This is a genomic window from Methanoregula formicica SMSP, from assembly GCF_000327485.1.
Lineage (GTDB): Archaea > Halobacteriota > Methanomicrobia > Methanomicrobiales > Methanospirillaceae > Methanoregula > Methanoregula formicica.
On sequence record NC_019943.1, the window covers coordinates 984,766 to 1,001,376 of the forward strand.

Genomic DNA, 16,611 nt, shown 5'->3' on the forward strand with positions numbered 1-16,611 from the left:
CCGGCTGTCGTTCAGACGCTGTTTTCCGCTCTGCCCCGTTTGGATATACTCCCAAAATTCACCTGCATCTTGCAGCAACCGGGCCGGCAGATGTGGACACCTGCCCCTGCCCGACCCCCATTACCAGCAATGCAGACCCCCACCGATACTCTCATATCGCTCAGTACACAACATCCCAGTAGTACCATGACCGAAGAGTTCTCCGACATTCCCCTCTTTATGGACCAGATGGCCGACTCGATCAAGAAATCCGCGGCAATGATCAGCAGGGAGGAGACTTTGGCGTTCTTCAACCGTCTCCTCTCGACACAACGGGTTTACATAGCCGGTGCCGGACGGTCCGGCATCATTGCCCGGGCCTTTGCCATGCGCATGCTCCACCTGGGGTTTGACGTTTACGTTGTCGGGGAGACCATCACCCCCGCCCTCCGCCCGGGCGACACGCTGGTCATGTTCTCCGGCTCCGGGGAGACCCATACCATGGCAACGTTCTGCGAGACGGTTAAGGGGCTCGGGGGCATTGTCTGCCTTGTCACGGCATCACCCGAATCGACCATGAGCCGGATGGCCGATTGTGTTGTGAACCTCGGGGACCTCACCGGGTATTACCACGGCGATACCGCGACCTTCGAGGAACGGCAGGTGACCGGGCAGTACCGGTCGGTGGAAGCCTCCTTTGCGCCGCTCGGGACAATGTTCGAGACCCTTGCGCTGGTCTTCTCCGATGCTGTCATCTCTGCTCTGATGGAGGCAAGAAAGGAAGGGGCCTTTGAACTGAAAAAACGTCTCTCCAATACTGAATGAGGGCCGGGTTACAATAGTTCCCGTCCCGTGGTTTTAACCCCTGTCTTCTCCTATGGTCTGATAACAATGCACGTCACCGCCGATCTCCATATCCACTCCCCCTTCTCTATTGCGGTCTCCCGCTTCATGCAGCCTGAGCAGCTGATCCGTGGCTGTGTGACGAAGGGGATACAGGTCCTCGGCACGGGGGATGCCCTCCAGCCGGACTGGCTGAAAGGATGGGAGTTATTCTACGCCAACGATGCCGGCATCGTGATTGTCCCGCAGGGGGAAATTGAGGATAAGAACCGGGTCCACCACGTGATCCTTGCTGCAGATCCGGGCCAGTTCGACCAGCTCCGCGATCTGCTTGCCGGTACCTGCAAGAGCTTTGTCACCGCGGGAAGGCCACATGTCTACCTCAGTGGCGAGGAGATCGCACATGCAGCCCACGATGTCGGGGCGCTGGTCGGCCCTGCCCATGCCTTCACCCCGTGGACGGCGATATACGCGTACTTCGATTCTGTTCCGGCCTGTTATGGCAGCGCGAAGATCGACTTCCTCGAGCTCGGCCTCTCCGCAGACAGTTCCTATGGCGCGGCAATCCCGGACCTTTATGATATTCCCTTCCTGACAAACTCCGATGCTCACAGCCCGTACCCGGACAAACTCGGGAGGGAATTCAACCGGATCACGCTCAACCGGCCCGGGGCCCAAGGCGTCCTTGATGCAATCCGCAGGGGTGCAATCGGGATGAATGCCGGATTCTTCCCCGAGGAAGGGAAGTACAACCGCACGGCCTGCACCCGCTGCTACACGCAGTATTCCCTTGAGGACGCGGTCCGGCATGCATGGAAGTGCCCGAAGGACGGTGGGATCATCAAGAAAGGAGTGTCCGACCGTGCAAAGGAATTGTCGCACGGGAGCGAGGCCCGTCCCCGTCCCCCGTATGTCCGTGTCATCCCGCTCGCCCAGATCATCCAGACCATGGAAGGGGCATCATCGCCGAACACGAAGAAATGCAAAACCATCTATTCCCGGTTCATCGAAACCTTCGGCAATGAGATTGCTGTCCTCATCGATGTCCCCGTTCCCGAGATCCGCGCACTCCACCCGAAGGTGGGAGATGCCGTGCAGGCGCTCCGCAGCGGGACGGTGGTGCTGCACCCGGGCGGGGGCGGGAAATACGGGACGTTCTCGCTTGAGAAAAATGGCTGATCCCCCCTTGGCACGCATCGTTTTTCTCTCATAAGGGTCCCCGGGGACCTGCCATCGGGCACATCTTTTTTTTGATCCCCGCATCAGTATTATCCGGAAGAGAGATCTGTGGAACTCGGACTGATTGCAAATATCCTGATTGTTTTTGCCGTGGCACTCTTTGTCGGGATGGTCTTCAACCGGATCAAGGTGCCCCCGCTTGTCGCCTTCATCCTCACCGGGGCGATCGTCGGTCCCTACGGCCTCTCGGTCATCAAGGGGCAGGACCAGGTTGCAAGCCTCGCGGAACTCGGCATCATCCTCCTGCTCTTCACGATCGGTCTTGAGTTCTCCTTCAAGGACCTCTGGAAGATCCGCGCCATCGCCATTGTCGGCGGGATGCTCCAGGTCCTGCTCTCATTCTTCTTCTTCTTCGGGCTGGCATTCGTCCTGGGCCTCCCGGTAAACCAGGCTATCCTGATGGGCTTTTTGTTCTCCCTGTCAAGCACGGCCATCGTCCTTAAGATCCTCCACGAACGCGGGGAGATGGACTCGCCTCACGGAAGCATCGCGCTTGGGATCCTCATCTTCCAGGACCTGATGGCCATCCCGATGATCATGGCGATTCCGTTCCTTGCAAGCATTCCCCTGCAGGACACAACACCCCTCCTCTCCCCGGAAGCCCTTGTCACCCTTGTCATCGAGGACCTTGCCATCGTCCTCGTCCTCATCGTGCTCGCGAAATGGGTCATCCCCCGCGTGATGCACGAGATCGCGCGGACCCGCAACCAGGAGCTCTTCCTTCTCGTGGTCATCCTGACCTGCTTTGGCGTTGCCTGGATGGTCTCGTTCACCGGCATGTCCCTTGCTATCGGGGCCCTGCTCGCCGGCCTGATCATATCAGGGTCTGAATACAGCCACCAGGCAACGAGCATCGTCCTCCCGTTCCGCGACATCTTCACCAGTTTCTTCTTCATCTCGGTCGGCATGCTGGTCGATATCCGGTTCCTCCTTGCCAACATCTGGATCGTCCTCTTCCTGATCGCGGTTGCCATCCTGGCAAAGGCACTGCTTGCCACCGCGGCCCCGCTTTCCCTCGGCTATCCCCTGCGCACGGCAGTCATGACCGGCCTTGCCCTGGCACAGGTCGGGGAGTTCTCCTTTATCATCGCCCAGAGCGGTTTCTCTGCCGGTATCATCCCTTCGGGGATTTACCAGACATTCCTCATCGTTGCCCTGATGACCATGGCTGCCACGCCGTTTGTGCTCGGGATTGGCCAGCCGCTCACCGGGTGGCTCTGCAGCAAACCGTCGCTGGCCCGGATAGCCCGCGGCACGTGCATCGTGGATGAGAACGGGAAAAGTCCGGAAAAGACCGATCACCTGGTCATCATCGGGTACGGTGTCACGGGCAGGAACCTTGCCCGCACGGCAGCCCGCTCGGGCGTTGCGTATACCATCGTTGAACTCAACCCCGACCTTGTCAAAGCTGCCCGGAACGAGGGGGAATCCGTTGTCTTTGGCGATGCAACTGCCGGGGGGGTCCTCTCGCATGCCGGTGTCCCGGCAGCGCGGATCGCCGTTGTTGCCATCAACGATCCAATTGCCACCCGGAAGATTGTTGCTCTCTGCCACAGCCTCAACCCGGCGCTCACCATCATTGTCCGGACACGGTACGTCAGCGAGGCAAAAGACCTCCATTCCCTTGGTGCCGATGAGGTGATCGCCGAGGAGTTCGAGACATCAGTGGAGATCTTCACGCTCGTGCTGCACAAGTACTTCGTTCCCCGTGACCAGATCGAGACATTTATCCATGACGTCCGTGCCGATGGCTACCAGATGCTCCGGACCAGAAATACCGTGGAAACCACGCTTCCCGATCTCGTGCGGCACATCCCCCATATTACCATTGCGTCGCTCACGGTGGAACCGGGTTCGGCGCTCGACGGGATGACCCTGGGTAGGTACAACCTGCGGAAACGGACCAACCTCCTGATCCTTGCCATCCGCCGGGGCGACCAGACCATTACCGGTCTTTCGGGAGAGACGGAACTGCATGCGGGCGACATCGCGATCATCTATGCCTCTCCTGTGGATATCGCGAAGGGTACCGGTCTCTTCTTGTCGGGTTCTCCCGGTAGCAGGTAAGCACCGAAAGGAACACTCTGTCAATACGGGCCGGTTGCGTTGGGCATCATTCCGGCAGTCTCTGCCTACCCGAGGAATTTCCTGATATTGGCTGCATGCAGGATATCCGACTGAATCTCAGCAGTCCGGCTCTCGCGCAGGGCCCTTAGGATGTTCTCCGTTGCCTGGCGGTGGTCATCGTTGATTCTGTCTCCGGTGATGCTCAGGAGGGCATCTTTCATCCCTTCACCCAGATAGGGCGAGTCCGGGTTCAGGTAACGGGCCGCATCGCAGAGATCGCGGTCAAAATTGACATAGATCCGGCGCACGAAGTCGAGGTCCCTGTCACTCAGTGCCGAGAGCCCGAGGATCTCGGGGGGTATCCCGATGGAGTACAGGGCCGCCGTGAACGTGATGGCGCGGGGGAGTTTCATGCCTCCCGTATTGCGGGAATAGCCGAACAATCCGATATGCAGTTTCCGTTTTCGGCGACCGGGGATATGCCCGGCGATACGGTTGATGATATCCGAAAGGGGGATGAGCTCGCGGATATAGGCCTCTGTATAGCGTTCCATGATCTGCAGGCACTGCGTTTCATCGACACGGTGAGGGGTGGATACCGCCCGCGACTCCAGCGCACGGACGGCGTTCCTTGCTTCATCAGGAGGATAATCGTACTTGAACGCAGACTGGATGGTGAACGTGTACGCGGAGGGATATTCGGCGCTTACCCGGTCGACCGTATCGGGCCGCAGATTCCCCCGGAACGGGGCGGAGCCTACGCCGATGACCGGATATACCGGGACGCCGGTCTCCTCCTGCAACCGGTGGAGGTTTGCCAGCGCGATCTTGTTGAGCAGCACGGCACTGACAAGCCCGTAGTTCATCGCAGGGTCTGAACGGGCCAGAAAGACCCGCTGGTAGGGGAGGTGCTTGTCGAGGATGTACCGTCCCACCGTTGTATGGGCCGACAGCATGCTCGTCTGGTCCTCGAACAGCGGTATGACGTTGATATGTTTGGGGGAGAATGTTCCGATCCAGTCAGCAATCGTGGTATCCCGTCCCCCGAGCCGTTTGAACTGCTTCCCAATCACGAAGTCCGCATAGTACTGGTAGATATTGTCGATGGCCGTATGGGTGTCGGTCATGGGAAGGATGACCTCGAAGATGGGAGGGATATCGTTCTTATAGAAAATCCGGGCGACATCGAAGGAGCGGGGAATGCTCTCCAGGGTTTCCAGCAGGATCTTTGCCTCGGCTTTCTCGATATGGGGGTTTGGCACCCGGAGAGTCAGGAAAATATCCTTCCCGAGGATATTGTCGGCAAAGAACGGGGAGTACGTTGTCAGCAGTTTCTTGACCACAAAATTGTCCACCTCTTTTCCCTCGCAGTCCCACATCTGCTCGTGGCAACCGAGATGCGAATAGATGTAATACGCCTCCTTCACTTCGTCCTCGCCACCAAGTTCGGACGTCTCTGCGAAAAACGGAACATGGACATTGTCCGGGTGCTGGGTGCTCATACACTGGGGGATCCTGGGCAGTTCATCCATGGGTAAACACCGGCCGTGCGGGAATGGTTCCCGGTCTTGCGCCGGTGAAGTTTTATCGTCAACCATATTTATTTTTGAGGTTGACGAACTCCGGGAAATGCTCCGTGAAGTGCCCGACCGGGATTCCGGTCCCTGTCCGGGGGCCTGAAAGAATTCTCCGCGGGATCCCGACATACTCCCCATTCATCCCGAAGATGCCACAACTCCGGAGGTCCGGCTGCACCAGAGAATCATAACAATTAATGAAGGAAAAAACCAACATGATCTCTCAATGCTCAAAGTACATCGGGATATCTGTGGATATTGCGGATGTTGCGTTTCGGTCTGCCCGGAAGGCGCCCTTGAACTGATCGATGCGTACCTGTCCGTTGAAGAGAACTGCACCAGCTGCGGAGTCTGTGCAAAGGTCTGCCCTCTCGGGGCCCTGGAGGTTGTCCATGAAAAGCAGGTATGACGTCCTTGTCATCGGAGGGGGGCCTGCCGGCGCACTCGCGGCACAGACCGCCGTGGACAAAGGCCTATCAGCCTGCATTGTTGAGAAGCGTCCCGCTATCGGTTCACCAGTCCGCTGCGCAGAAGGGATCGGGAAGGAAGCGCTCACGGAGTTCATTGATCCGGACCCCTGCTGGATATCGGCGGAGATGACCGGGGCAACCATCGTTGCTCCCGATGGTTTTGTCATGCAGCTCTCCTCGAAGATGGCCGGTGGCAAGGTCGGGTATGTCCTTGACCGGAAGATTTTCGACCGCGAGCTGGTCTGGCGGGCAGCCGATGCCGGTGCGGACGTTGCCGTCAAGTCCCGGGCTGCAGCTCCCATCATGGAGAACGGGGTGGTAAAAGGCGCAAAAATCGATCATGCGGGCAAGATGACGAGCGTCCGTGCAGAGGTCGTGATCGCTGCTGACGGCGTTGAGTCGAAGTTTGCGAAATGGTGCGGGATCGATACAACCGTGCCGGTCCGGGAGATCATGAGCGGTGTCCAGTACGTAATGACCGGCATCGACATCGACCCGGAATCCACGGTGTTCTATCTCGGTAACGAGGTTGCCCCGGAAGGGTACCTGTGGATCTTCCCCAAGGGGCCCAAATCGGCGAATGTCGGGATCGGGATCTCCGGCAAGAAGAGTGGTGAAGGGCACCGGGCAAAGGACTATCTCGACAAGTTTGTCAAAAAGACATTCCCGAAGGGAAAGACCATCGAGTACATCCCCGGCGGTGTCTCGGTCTGTCGGCCGCTCGAATGCACGGTTGCCGACGGCCTGATGCTGACCGGCGACGCTGCCCGCGTTGTCGACCCCCTGACCGGTGGCGGCATCTACAATGCGATGTTCACCGGGAAGCTTGCGGCACAGACCGCTGCGGATTGCATCGGCAAGGGCGATGTGTCAAAGAAGGCCCTCATGGCCTACGACAAGGCCTGGCGTACCTCCAAGATGGGAAAGACCATCGACCGCAACTACCACATCAAGGAATACTTGATCAAACAGCCCGATGAGAAACTCAACGAGATCATCCACTCGGTCTCGAAGATCGACATGACGGAATTCACCACATTAAACCTGGTAAAAGAGATTATCCGGGTGAACCCGAAACTGGTTCTGGAACTCGGGGCCCTTGCGGCCTCACTCCGCTGATTTTTTGAGCTGCTTGTTGAGGAGCCGCAGGCAGTCGTCCTCGGCCTCCTTTTTCGTGAACACGGTAAAGATATCGCCCGGCTGGATCTTCACGTTCCCGCTCGGGATGATCAGCTCGCCCCTGACCCTGCGGATGGCGATGAAGACAAAGTCTTTCACCTTGAGTTCGCGGATCTCGTGGCCGACAATGGGAGCCCCTGCCTCCGCTACGATCTCGAAGATTGTGCCGCCGGGGATGGATGCGAGCTGCTGGAGCTGCGGGTTCTGGGTCCAGTAATAGAGGCGGGCTGCCACGAGCTCGTCCGGGTTTTCGCTGATCCGGACCCCGACCTCCTTGAAGAAATCGGAGTGGGAGGGCTGGTTGACGATAGCGACCACGTTGGGGACCCGGAACTTCTTAGCCAGCCAGCAGGTCATCAGGTTGACAGAGTCGTCGCTGGTGGTTGCAATGAGGGCGTCCGCACGGTCGATACCGGCCTCCTCAAGCACGGTCTTGTCCGTTGCATTGCCGGTTACGGCCATCACATCGTAGTGCTCAAGCAGTTCGCTGCACCGGGCCTCGTCCTGGTCGATGACGACGACGGTATGTGCATGCTCCACTGACTGTCTGGCGAGGTTTCTCCCGATCCCGCCAAGCCCCACGATGACAATATACATGACTACCGGTTACCATCATCGCCATTGAAATATTTTGCGCATCAACCGGTTGATGTGATCTGCGGGGTCGACGAAGCAGGAAAGGGCTCGGTGCTGGGCCCGATGGTGGTGGCGGCAGTTGCCGTGCCGGCGGAAGATGTTCTCGACGACCTCGGGGTGAAAGACTCGAAACTCCTTTCGGCAAAGGAGCGCGAACGGCTCTATTCCCTGATTAAAAAGCGGTGCAAAGTCGCAACCGTCCGGCTTGACGCAAACGAGATCGACGCGATCCGTACCGAGATGACCATGAACGCCGCGGTTGCCCGTGCCCATGCGCAGGTCATCCGGAAACTGTCACCAGACTGCGCCTATGTCGATGCCTGCGATGTGAATATCTTCCGGTACGCCGAGATGGTCAAAAGCTACCTGGATAACCACTGCGAGATCGTCTCGGAGCACCATGCTGATGAGAAGTTCCCCGTGGTCTCCGCGGCGAGTATCATCGCCAAGGTCACGCGGGACCGGGCGATTGCCACACTCTCGAAGAAATACGGTGATCTGGGAAGTGGGTACCCCTCCGACCCGGTCACGATCCGGTTCCTCAATGACTGGATAGACGAGCACCGGACGCCGCCCCCGATTGCCCGGAAGAGCTGGAAGACGGTTGGTGCGATCCTTGCCCGGAGATCGCAGAAGAGCCTGATGGATTTCGGGTAATTGCATTTGACTTTTCTCGGGTCTGATGACCCACGACAAGTCGCAGAGCCTTCGGTTCTTCTCCTGCGTCAGGTCTGCTGACCCTCCGCATACACAAGCCCTTTATCCTTCCGGAACTGCCTTATATGATAATGGACTGGCTGCTGGTCGCAGGCGTTATCATCGCTGTGTATGCGATGATCGCTTATTACATCAAGACATTCCGGCTCTGGGAAGACCACGTTGTCTTTTACGGTCCGATCCTGGCGATCAAGACGGACCGGGTCGGGTTCTTTGACTGGTTTACCCGTTATAGCCGGTTCTTCCGGTTCTATGGGACAATCGGGGTTGCGATGGTCATCATTGTCTCGGTGCTGATGACTGTCATGCTTGTCCTCTCGCTCCAGACAACGATCGTCCACCAGCCAGAGCCGACTGCGGTCAACGAGATCCGGAATGTTCTCGCAATTCCGGGTGTCAATGAGTTCATCCCCCTCACCATCGCTGTCCTCTTCGGCCTCATTGTGACGATGGTCGTCCACGAGTTCGGCCACGCCATTCTCTGCCGTATCGAAGGGATCCGTGTGAAATCCATGGGGATTCTCATTCCGGTTGTTCCCATCGGCGCCTTTGTCGAACCGGACGAAGAGGACCAGGAGAAGACAAAAGGTCTCGCGAAGATGCGGATGTTCGGTGCCGGCATCACCAACAATATCGTCCTTGGTATCGCGTGTTTCTCTCTCCTCGTGATCCTGCTTGGGCTTGCTGTCCCGCTCTCGACGCCGCTTATCAGTGGTATCTATCCCGATACCCCTGCGTCTCTCGCAGGTGTCCCGGCAAATTCGGTGATCAAGGAAGTGAACGGCATGAAAATATCCACACGGGACGATGTGGCATCGGTCCTCGATACTACCCGGCCCGGGGATACTGCAACGCTGCTTGTCGAGAAGGACGGGATAGCAGCTACCTGTTCGCTGACCCTTTCTGCATGGCCGGCTGCAATCAGCAACAAGACCAGTGGCTTCATGGGGGTTTCGTATTACGATGCCAGCCAGCTGAAACGGATCTTTGACAACCTGTTAAGCCCGATTGGATTTCTTGTCCTCCTTGCCATCCCGATCTGGGTGATCCTCGACCCTGCCACGTACGGCTCGTTCATGATCCTGATGAACGACAGCGCCGGCTCGGTGATGTGGAACACGCCCTTCCCGCATTTCTGGCTTGTCATCCAGCTCCTCTTCTGGTGCGGCTGGTGGAACCTGGTTGTCGGAACCTTCAATGCCCTCCCGCTGGTGCCGCTCGACGGCGGGTATATCATGAAGGAGGGTGTTGACCGGATCCTCGACAAAAAAGGACTGCTGAAGTATTCCGGGCACGTGGTTGCGGCTGTCAGTTATGCCATGCTTGTCGTTATCATCGCGATTTTCCTGCTGCCCAAAATCCTCCATATGTGAAGGAACATCGCGCCCATGGTATAATCCATAATTTTTTTATCATAGCAGGGTGCACCATCATTTCTATGGATAAATACAGGGATGTTTTCTCTTTACCTTGGATTGTTCTTGTGATCCTTGTTGTGGCAACCTGTCTGATTGCCGGCTGTTCACAACCCGGTACAAGCGGGCCGGCAGGTGCGGCAAAAGGCCCGGGCGGTTGCGATTCGGCGGCAAGCTGTGCCGCGTACTGCCAGCAGCACACGACTGAATGCGACCAGTTCTGCAGCGCTAATCCGGCAGCCTGCGGCGGGGCCATGGGCGGTGCACCCAGCGGTGCAGCATCCGGCGCCGGTGAGATGGGTGCAGGGACATCCTGCGCTGACGATGCCATCAAACAGAAGATGGGTGCGGTCATGAGCTCCGCTCTCGTTGACCCGCCCGCACAGGCACGGGGCATCAACTGGATGACCAAGACCCTGCCTGCCAGCAACCCCTATGCCGGGACGTATTATGTCATCGGGACGGCGTTCGGCCCCGGTGTTGATGAGACCGGGTGGCAGGGAGAGGGAGCGCCGCAGTATACTGCCGGGAAGATGTACTGCACGTTCGGGTACTGGGACAGTGTCCCGAAGGGCAAAGGTGCAACTCTTGGGTTGGAGACTCCATCCGCATTCAGCACGGACAAGTATGACCTGACCATTTTCTGTGCGAATTTCTCTGCCCCATCGCAGGCTGCCATGACCGCGGCCCTCCCGACGCTGACGATGACCGAAAGCGAGGCGCGTGATTACTTCTACTCCGTCGTTAAGAAAGATTTCCTGAACATTGACGGCAAAACCATGACAAAAGCAGGGAACATGTACCAGCTGATGTGGAAGGATTCCGATGCCTCTCATGATTATTGGGAAGTCCAGATCGGGCACGGGTACATCAACATCGGGCAGGGCCTGGTCAACTATAAGGAGACCGAATATGTGGCGGCACTGAGAGGACAGGATCCCGGCACCCGGTGGACCTACCACGCCTGCCGGCCGTGCATGAACTGCGGCAAGTGGACTGAGACCACCGAGCTGAACAAGGACTGTACACAGAGTTCCGATTGTATGGGCGGGCTCTCGTGCAGCGGCGGGTATTGTATGGACCCGAAGTCCGTGACCTCATCATCGGCGGCCAGTATTACCGGGGCTCCTGCTGTTGCGCAGGGAACCGGCGGACCGGGGAATACCGGTGCCCCGGGATCCTCCTGCAGTGCAATTACTGATTGTGCATCCGGGCTTACCTGCAAGGGCGGAGTCTGCGCTCCTCCGTCAGGCCCATAATACCCTCTCTCTTTTTTCACTAACATTTTCACTAACAGGGTGTTTAGATTCCCGGTTTGAACCCGCGATCTACCGGGTGTTTCGGGACATTTGGGAGTGGGACAGAGTTCCGCACAGCCGCCCCCAAGGGCAGCCACAGAGAGTACGAGAATGCGGAACTGTGGGAGGAGACGATACGGAAGCGGGTTAACGCGGGCAACCGCGGAAAAAAAGTGTAAAAATTATTCTGGTCCTTTCTCCGGTGAGGTGACTTTCCGCTTGCTCGTGTCCTTGAGTTCGTCTTCGGAAACCTGCGGGATGGCGTCCTGGATCTCCTTCAAGATGGCGTCCACTTCCTCGCGCTTCGGGATATCGCCAAGGATCGCTTCGTCCATGACCGGCCGGCCGGCAATGTCTGCCGCAGTCTCCTCGGTTGCACCCAGGAACTTTGCTCCCTGCCGGATCAGCTGGGATATTTCGAACGGGAAGATGATCTTTGTTGCCTGCCCGTTGGCCATTGTCTTTAACGCGTTGAGCGAGAGGACGGTCATGGCCCGGTTGTCGAGCGGCTGGGAACCGACCGAGAGGATGCGGAGGCCCTGTGCTTCACCCTGCGCCTGCAGGATCCGCCCGAGCCGTTCACCTTCGGCCTTGAGCACCCTGCTCTGCCGTTCTCCTTCCGCTTCCAGGATCATGCTCTGCCGGAGGCCCTCTGCCTTGAGGATAGCGGAGCGCTTCTCCCCGTCCGCCCTGAGGATGGCTGCACGGCGGGCACGTTCGGCTGCGGTCTGCTCGGTCATTGCAGTCTTGACCTGCTCGACCGGGTCGACTTCCTTGATCTCGACGCGCTCGACCTTGACACCCCACTGGTCGGTCTCGCGGTCGAGGATATCGCGGAGCTTGGTGTTGATGACGTCCCGGTTGTAGAGGACCTCGTCGAGTTCCATGTCGCCGATGATGCCACGGAGGCTGGTCTGGGCAAGGGCAATGGTAGCAATCCGGTAGTTCGATACCTCAAAGAATGCCTTCTCGGGATCGATCACCCGTATGTAGACAATCGCATCGACATTTGTCGGGGAGTTGTCCTTGGTGATAACTTCCTGGCTCGGGACATCCATCACCTGGGTACGGAGATCGAGCTTATGGACCTCCGAGACAAATGGCACGATCCAGCGGAAGCCGGGGTTCATCCTTCCGATGTATTGGCCGAGCCGGATCAGGAGGCCCTGTTCGTACGGCTGGATGATAACAACGCCTTTTGCGAAGATCGCGATGATGACAAGTACGAGGAATATGACGATCAGTGTTTCAATGAATGATACCATGTTATGCTACCTCTTCGACGATGATATGGACTCCCTGGGAGTCAATGACTTTCACGCTCTTTCCGGATGGAATGATCTGCCCGGTTGATTTTGCGCTCCACTCCGTGCTCCCGATCATGACCTTGCCGGAAAGGGAGTCTGGGTCAACGTCTTTTACAACCCGTCCCTCCCTGCCGATAATCGAGTCGCGGCTGATGGTGGTCGGGCTCTCATCCGTTGTGATGCGGCTGTACATCCAGACCGTGAACGCTGCGGCCGCAATGGCAACGACAACGCCGATCACGATGCCCCACCCGTTGTTGAAGATATCCATGCCGAGCAGCAGCAGGATCCCGAAGATGATCATGACCGTTGCCGGCACGGTGGCAAAGAACCCGGGGCTGTGGACCTCCACGAGGAGGAGGACTGCCCCGATCACGATCAGGAGCCAGCCAAGGGCGATTCCTTCCAGAAGTACCATGGTTACTGTTCCGTTGCCGGCGGATTTAAAGTATGGGCCGTCATCCTTGGTCAATTATTAAAATTTGTGGTTGAAAAGAAAATTTCTGCCCCTCTGCTGTGTGAAAGCGCAGATATCTGGTGAAGGAAAGAGGCGTTTTTCACATCCGCAGCTTTGCCACTTTCACGCCGACCGGAACCCCCAGCTCGGCTGCCACCGGACCGCATTTTGCGGCGAGCAGGTAGGCAACAGGCGGAAGATCGTTCATCTCCGAGATGGATTCAAAGTTTGCCATCCCCTTGGCGATGATGATCGTGCAGGAGTCGATGGCCTCCTTCAGGTCGCCGGGGATGAGGTCCCGGTTGAATCCGATCTCTGCCCGGTCGCCGCCACCCGATGAGGTGAGATGGTCAACCATCCTGTCAAGCCCGAGAGCCCGGGCATCTTCGAGCGTTGCATCGTTCAGGAGGGGTGTCTCCTTGACCGCGAGGGTGATGTGTGCGCCCTGCGATTTGAGATACCGGATCAGCAGTTTGTCGAAGACGATCTCGCCGCAGTTGTCGGAAAGGTAAACAACCCGCCGGCAGAGGGGGAGGATCTTCTCCGTGTCGTCAATGTAGAGCTGTTTTTGGATCTCGGTTGTGAAGAACGAATAAAAATCGTCAGTAACCTCATGACCCTTGACTGCATAATCGAAGATGTTCGCGATGACTGCCGCGTGGACATGGTCGCGGAAGGTATGCAGGCTTCCCCGCACCTGCCGGCAGACGTCCATTGCCTGCCGGTTGCCGGAGCGCTTGAGTTCATCGAACGGATCGTGGCTCCCGAGGAGTTCGTACGCCCTGCGGTGGATCCGGCTTGCGATCTGCGGGTGGGAGAGGGACTGGTTACGGAGTTCCTCCATGACCTGCCGGCAGGCCCGGACAGTCTCTTCGGTCAGGGGGACATCCGCTCCGCAGAGGGAACACTCCAGGCTGACGCGGGAGAGGAGGCAGTCAGTGCAGGTATCGGTAATCTTCATGCGGGAAACACCAGAAAAACAACGCGAAAATGGGGCCACTGAGATTTGAACTCAGGTCAGAAGACCCCCAGTCTCCTAGGATGGCCAGGCTACCCTATGGCCCCGCTCTCATACTGTTGGATGATATCACTTATCTATGTTATCGTTCGCAGGTGCGGGAGAAAAGATCTGTGCGGGGGGTCAGATCCTGCTCTTCTTGAACTCCTCGACCCGGCAGATGAGGTTCTCCAGCTCCGTGTCGGTGAGTTTCATCCTGCCGGCGAGGGTGTCGACTTCACGGAGAAGCTGGCGGATCCGGACGTACATGAGGTAGATGATCATCTGCTGGATCACGATGACCGCGCCAAACAGCACCAGCATGTATCCTTCGTATGTCACAGCCTGCCCCCGTTACCGGAATACCGCCCGTGCGAGACGGTCCACAAAGCTTTCCTCGCGCCGGTCATCGGCAATCGATTCGTCATAGTCCACACCCGACATATGGGCAGCGATCCGCTTGAACGCCTTCGTGGCGGGTGCTGTCGGGTACTTCAGGACGCAGGGCGACTTGTACGCCGCAGCCCTCCGCACGCTTGCGTCCTCGGGTACCACGTCAATGACCCGGACACCCAGCACATCCTCCACGCTGTGGGAGCGGATCTCGGTGTGTTCCTCCCCGGCACGGTTGAGGATTGCACCATACACCTGTCCTCCCATAACCTCGCAGAGGATCTTGGTCTTCAGGGCATCGGCCATGGACGCAAGCTCCGGGTTGACCACGAGGATCACCTGGTCGGCGACCGAGAGCGGGACAACACCTTCCTTGGAGATTCCGCTCGGGGCGTCGATAAGAAGGAATTCGCACCGGTCAACGAGCTTGTGCATCACGTCCCGCAGCTTGTCCGGGTCTGCCTGCTGGAATCCCTGGAGTGAGATCCCGCTCGGGACCACCTTGACTCCTGCAGGCCCCTCATAGATAGCATCCTCGATGTCTGCTTTCCCGGCGAGAACTTCGTGGAGTGTTACTGGGACATCGTCCATCCCCAGGATCAGGGCCATGTTTGCCATGCCGATATCCGCATCAAGGATATAGGTCTCCCGTTCCAGCTGGGCTAGCGATATACCAAGGTTGACCGTCAGCGTGGTCTTCCCGACGCCCCCTTTCCCGGAAGTGATGGTGTAGGCCCGGATCATTTGAGCACTATTCTGTCCGGTTGGCAAAAAAGCTATTTATCCCTATGGATTTGCTGTTTTTTCGCAGCGGCTTTCGTCAATGCATTCCGAAAGGTACAAAAACACGGAAAAGAAATCCGCGATTCCCTGCATGCCCCGTTATCCCTGTTATTTTTCCCAAATCTGCGTAATCACAGAACCAGAAAAAAGAATATGTATTTATGGTTCTATCGGGTATTATCAATTACACAGGGTTATGCAGCAGCAGGAGCAGCAGCATGTTGAAAGAGAAGATCTCTGCCTTTATTGAAACGATTCGGTCCATAAACGGGGTCGCAGCATGTGCCCTTGTCTCCCGTGACGGGATCATTGCCGGAAAGCATTTTGATCGCGACCTGAACGAACCCTGGTTTGGCGCCCTCTCCGCAACGATCCTTGCATCTGCTGAGTCCGTCGGGAGCATCATCAAGATGAAATCCATGGAGTCCATCACCATCCGCGCCACGGATGCCACGATTGTTGTCATAGGTGCCGGGGAGAACTTCCTTATCGCAGTCATCCTTACCAGCTCAGCAGATCCGGATGCGATCCATGCTGCGTTGCTCCCTATTGCGAAAAAGATTGGGGAGGCCATGTGATGTTCACGATCCTTGTTGTCGATGACAGCCCGTTTATTGTCGATGTCTTTGTCACTATGCTGGAACGGGGCGGGTACCGAACTGTTGCCGCGTATGGTGGTGAGGAGTGCATCGAGATCTTAAAGACTGTTACTCCCGATCTCATCCTGCTGGATATCATGATGGAACCCGTCGACGGATGGCAGACCCTCGAACGGATCAAGGAGAACCCGGCAACAAAGGATATCCCGGTCCTGATGCTCACTGCAAAACAGCTCACCCCGACCGAGGCGCAGGAATACGGGATCTATATTGAAGACTATGTCTTAAAACCCATCACCCATCGCGAGCTCTATGATGCGATCGAGCATGTCCTCTCCCGCAGGCAGGCCATCAAGTCCGACATGGACATGGCGCGCCAGTCGGGGTTCGATACTGAGATCATCTCCGAATATGCCCGGCTCTCAAAAAGCATCGATGTCAACAAACGCCTCATGAAGATTCTCGAAACCACCTACAACTTCAATGACTCCAAGGCGCGGGTCAGCGACGAAATCTCCCGTGCGATAAAAAGCATGGAAATGAACATCAAGTTCCAGGAGTCCCGTCTCCAGCAGATCAAGGGAGAACTGTCCGGGTCTCCTCAACCGAAGTGACGGGTGCCGGAGATCCGGTACCATTGAAATATTATGCGGGC

The 16,611-nt window shown here is 57.4% G+C and carries 18 protein-coding genes and 1 tRNA gene; 10 read left to right on the top strand and 9 right to left on the bottom strand.

Annotated features, from left to right (window positions below):
• The first annotated feature begins 186 nt into the window (after positions 1 to 186).
• From METFOR_RS05010 to METFOR_RS05020, 3 genes are all read left to right on the top strand, one after another.
• Positions 187 to 804, top strand: coding sequence for an SIS domain-containing protein (locus METFOR_RS05010; RefSeq protein WP_015285021.1), 618 nt, complete (start codon positions 187 to 189; stop codon positions 802 to 804).
• 66 nt (positions 805 to 870) lie between these two features.
• Entirely contained in the window at positions 871 to 2,001 is a 1,131-nt protein-coding gene (locus METFOR_RS05015) for an endonuclease Q family protein (protein WP_015285022.1), read from the top strand.
• 108 nt (positions 2,002 to 2,109) lie between these two features.
• Entirely contained in the window at positions 2,110 to 4,128 is a 2,019-nt protein-coding gene (locus METFOR_RS05020; RefSeq protein ID WP_015285023.1) for a monovalent cation:proton antiporter family protein, read from the top strand.
• Between the two features lie 65 nt (positions 4,129 to 4,193).
• Here METFOR_RS05020 and ppcA read toward each other — a convergent pair whose 3' ends face one another.
• Together ppcA and METFOR_RS15505 are read right to left on the bottom strand one after the other, a co-directional pair.
• Entirely contained in the window at positions 4,194 to 5,660 is a 1,467-nt protein-coding gene (gene ppcA, locus METFOR_RS05025; RefSeq protein WP_048110820.1) for a phosphoenolpyruvate carboxylase, read from the bottom strand.
• 58 nt (positions 5,661 to 5,718) lie between these two features.
• Positions 5,719 to 5,883 (bottom strand): hypothetical protein, encoded by a 165-nt coding sequence (locus METFOR_RS15505; protein ID WP_158491352.1) that lies wholly within the window; start codon positions 5,881 to 5,883, stop codon positions 5,719 to 5,721.
• Between the two features lie 48 nt (positions 5,884 to 5,931).
• Between METFOR_RS15505 and METFOR_RS05030 the strand changes: the two genes are divergently transcribed.
• The gene (locus METFOR_RS05030; RefSeq protein WP_015285026.1) at positions 5,932 to 6,114 is read left to right on the top strand and encodes a 4Fe-4S binding protein; all 183 of its coding nucleotides are present in this window, start codon (positions 5,932 to 5,934) and stop codon (positions 6,112 to 6,114) included.
• Positions 6,098 to 7,294 carry an NAD(P)/FAD-dependent oxidoreductase gene (locus tag METFOR_RS05035; protein ID WP_015285027.1) on the top strand — a complete coding sequence of 399 codons (1,197 nt, stop codon included), beginning with the start codon at positions 6,098 to 6,100 and terminating at the stop codon, positions 7,292 to 7,294. The genes METFOR_RS05030 and METFOR_RS05035 overlap by 17 nt, the downstream gene beginning before the upstream one ends.
• On the opposite strand, the gene METFOR_RS05040 is transcribed toward METFOR_RS05035, so the two are convergent.
• The gene (locus METFOR_RS05040; RefSeq protein ID WP_015285028.1) at positions 7,283 to 7,951 is read right to left on the bottom strand and encodes a potassium channel family protein; all 669 of its coding nucleotides are present in this window, start codon (positions 7,949 to 7,951) and stop codon (positions 7,283 to 7,285) included. The genes METFOR_RS05035 and METFOR_RS05040 overlap by 12 nt on opposite strands.
• 54 nt (positions 7,952 to 8,005) lie before the next feature.
• Here METFOR_RS05040 and rnhB point away from each other — a divergent pair, with 54 nt between their 5' ends.
• The 3 genes from rnhB (at position 8,006) to METFOR_RS05055 (ending at position 11,381) form a co-directional block, all read left to right on the top strand.
• Positions 8,006 to 8,647 carry a ribonuclease HII gene (rnhB, locus tag METFOR_RS05045; protein ID WP_015285029.1) on the top strand — a complete coding sequence of 214 codons (642 nt, stop codon included), beginning with the start codon at positions 8,006 to 8,008 and terminating at the stop codon, positions 8,645 to 8,647.
• 131 nt (positions 8,648 to 8,778) lie between these two features.
• On the top strand, positions 8,779 to 10,080 hold the full coding sequence (locus METFOR_RS05050) for a site-2 protease family protein (protein WP_048110821.1): 1,302 nt from the start codon (positions 8,779 to 8,781) through the stop codon (positions 10,078 to 10,080).
• Between the two features lie 65 nt (positions 10,081 to 10,145).
• On the top strand, positions 10,146 to 11,381 hold the full coding sequence (locus tag METFOR_RS05055; RefSeq protein WP_015285031.1) for a hypothetical protein: 1,236 nt from the start codon (positions 10,146 to 10,148) through the stop codon (positions 11,379 to 11,381).
• A 221-nt stretch (positions 11,382 to 11,602) separates the two neighbouring features.
• Here the strand turns inward: METFOR_RS05055 and METFOR_RS05060 are convergent, their stop codons facing one another.
• The 6 genes from METFOR_RS05060 to minD form a co-directional block, all read right to left on the bottom strand.
• Complete coding sequence (locus METFOR_RS05060; RefSeq protein WP_015285032.1) at positions 11,603 to 12,685, bottom strand: SPFH domain-containing protein; 1,083 nt, start codon at positions 12,683 to 12,685, stop codon at positions 11,603 to 11,605.
• 1 nt (position 12,686) lies between these two features.
• Positions 12,687 to 13,145, bottom strand: a complete 459-nt coding sequence (locus tag METFOR_RS05065) for an NfeD family protein (protein WP_015285033.1) — start codon at positions 13,143 to 13,145, stop codon at positions 12,687 to 12,689.
• A 139-nt stretch (positions 13,146 to 13,284) separates the two neighbouring features.
• Positions 13,285 to 14,145, bottom strand: a complete 861-nt coding sequence (locus METFOR_RS05070; protein WP_015285034.1) for a damage-control phosphatase ARMT1 family protein — start codon at positions 14,143 to 14,145, stop codon at positions 13,285 to 13,287.
• Positions 14,146 to 14,175: 30 nt separating this feature from the next.
• Positions 14,176 to 14,249 (bottom strand) — tRNA-Pro (locus METFOR_RS05075).
• Between the two features lie 76 nt (positions 14,250 to 14,325).
• On the bottom strand, positions 14,326 to 14,523 hold the full coding sequence (locus tag METFOR_RS05080) for a hypothetical protein (RefSeq protein WP_233504455.1): 198 nt from the start codon (positions 14,521 to 14,523) through the stop codon (positions 14,326 to 14,328).
• Between the two features lie 12 nt (positions 14,524 to 14,535).
• Positions 14,536 to 15,318: a cell division ATPase MinD gene (gene minD, locus METFOR_RS05085; RefSeq protein WP_015285036.1), complete on the bottom strand. Its 783-nt coding sequence runs from the start codon at positions 15,316 to 15,318 to the stop codon at positions 14,536 to 14,538.
• Positions 15,319 to 15,575: 257 nt separating this feature from the next.
• Here minD and METFOR_RS05090 point away from each other — a divergent pair, with 257 nt between their 5' ends.
• Entirely contained in the window at positions 15,576 to 15,935 is a 360-nt protein-coding gene (locus METFOR_RS05090) for a roadblock/LC7 domain-containing protein (protein ID WP_015285037.1), read from the top strand.
• A complete protein-coding gene (locus METFOR_RS05095) occupies positions 15,935 to 16,570 on the top strand; it encodes a response regulator (protein ID WP_015285038.1) in 636 nt (211 codons plus the stop codon). Before METFOR_RS05090 ends, METFOR_RS05095 begins: the two co-directional genes overlap by 1 nt.
• The last annotated feature ends 41 nt before the right edge of the window (positions 16,571 to 16,611 follow it).

Coding starts and splice junctions, on each gene's coding strand:
- METFOR_RS05010 (WP_015285021.1), top strand. CDS start 187: ATGACCGAAGAGTTCTCCGACATTCCCCTCTTTATGGACCAGATGGCC.
- METFOR_RS05015 (WP_015285022.1), top strand. CDS start 871: ATGCACGTCACCGCCGATCTCCATATCCACTCCCCCTTCTCTATTGCG.
- ppcA (WP_048110820.1), bottom strand. CDS start 5,660: ATGGATGAACTGCCCAGGATCCCCCAGTGTATGAGCACCCAGCACCCG.
- METFOR_RS05030 (WP_015285026.1), top strand. CDS start 5,932: ATGCTCAAAGTACATCGGGATATCTGTGGATATTGCGGATGTTGCGTT.
- METFOR_RS05035 (WP_015285027.1), top strand. CDS start 6,098: ATGAAAAGCAGGTATGACGTCCTTGTCATCGGAGGGGGGCCTGCCGGC.
- METFOR_RS05040 (WP_015285028.1), bottom strand. CDS start 7,951: ATGTATATTGTCATCGTGGGGCTTGGCGGGATCGGGAGAAACCTCGCC.
- METFOR_RS05050 (WP_048110821.1), top strand. CDS start 8,779: ATGGACTGGCTGCTGGTCGCAGGCGTTATCATCGCTGTGTATGCGATG.
- METFOR_RS05055 (WP_015285031.1), top strand. CDS start 10,146: ATGGATAAATACAGGGATGTTTTCTCTTTACCTTGGATTGTTCTTGTG.
- METFOR_RS05060 (WP_015285032.1), bottom strand. CDS start 12,685: ATGGTATCATTCATTGAAACACTGATCGTCATATTCCTCGTACTTGTC.
- METFOR_RS05065 (WP_015285033.1), bottom strand. CDS start 13,145: ATGGTACTTCTGGAAGGAATCGCCCTTGGCTGGCTCCTGATCGTGATC.
- METFOR_RS05070 (WP_015285034.1), bottom strand. CDS start 14,145: ATGAAGATTACCGATACCTGCACTGACTGCCTCCTCTCCCGCGTCAGC.
- minD (WP_015285036.1), bottom strand. CDS start 15,318: ATGATCCGGGCCTACACCATCACTTCCGGGAAAGGGGGCGTCGGGAAG.
- METFOR_RS05090 (WP_015285037.1), top strand. CDS start 15,576: ATGTTGAAAGAGAAGATCTCTGCCTTTATTGAAACGATTCGGTCCATA.
- METFOR_RS05095 (WP_015285038.1), top strand. CDS start 15,935: ATGTTCACGATCCTTGTTGTCGATGACAGCCCGTTTATTGTCGATGTC.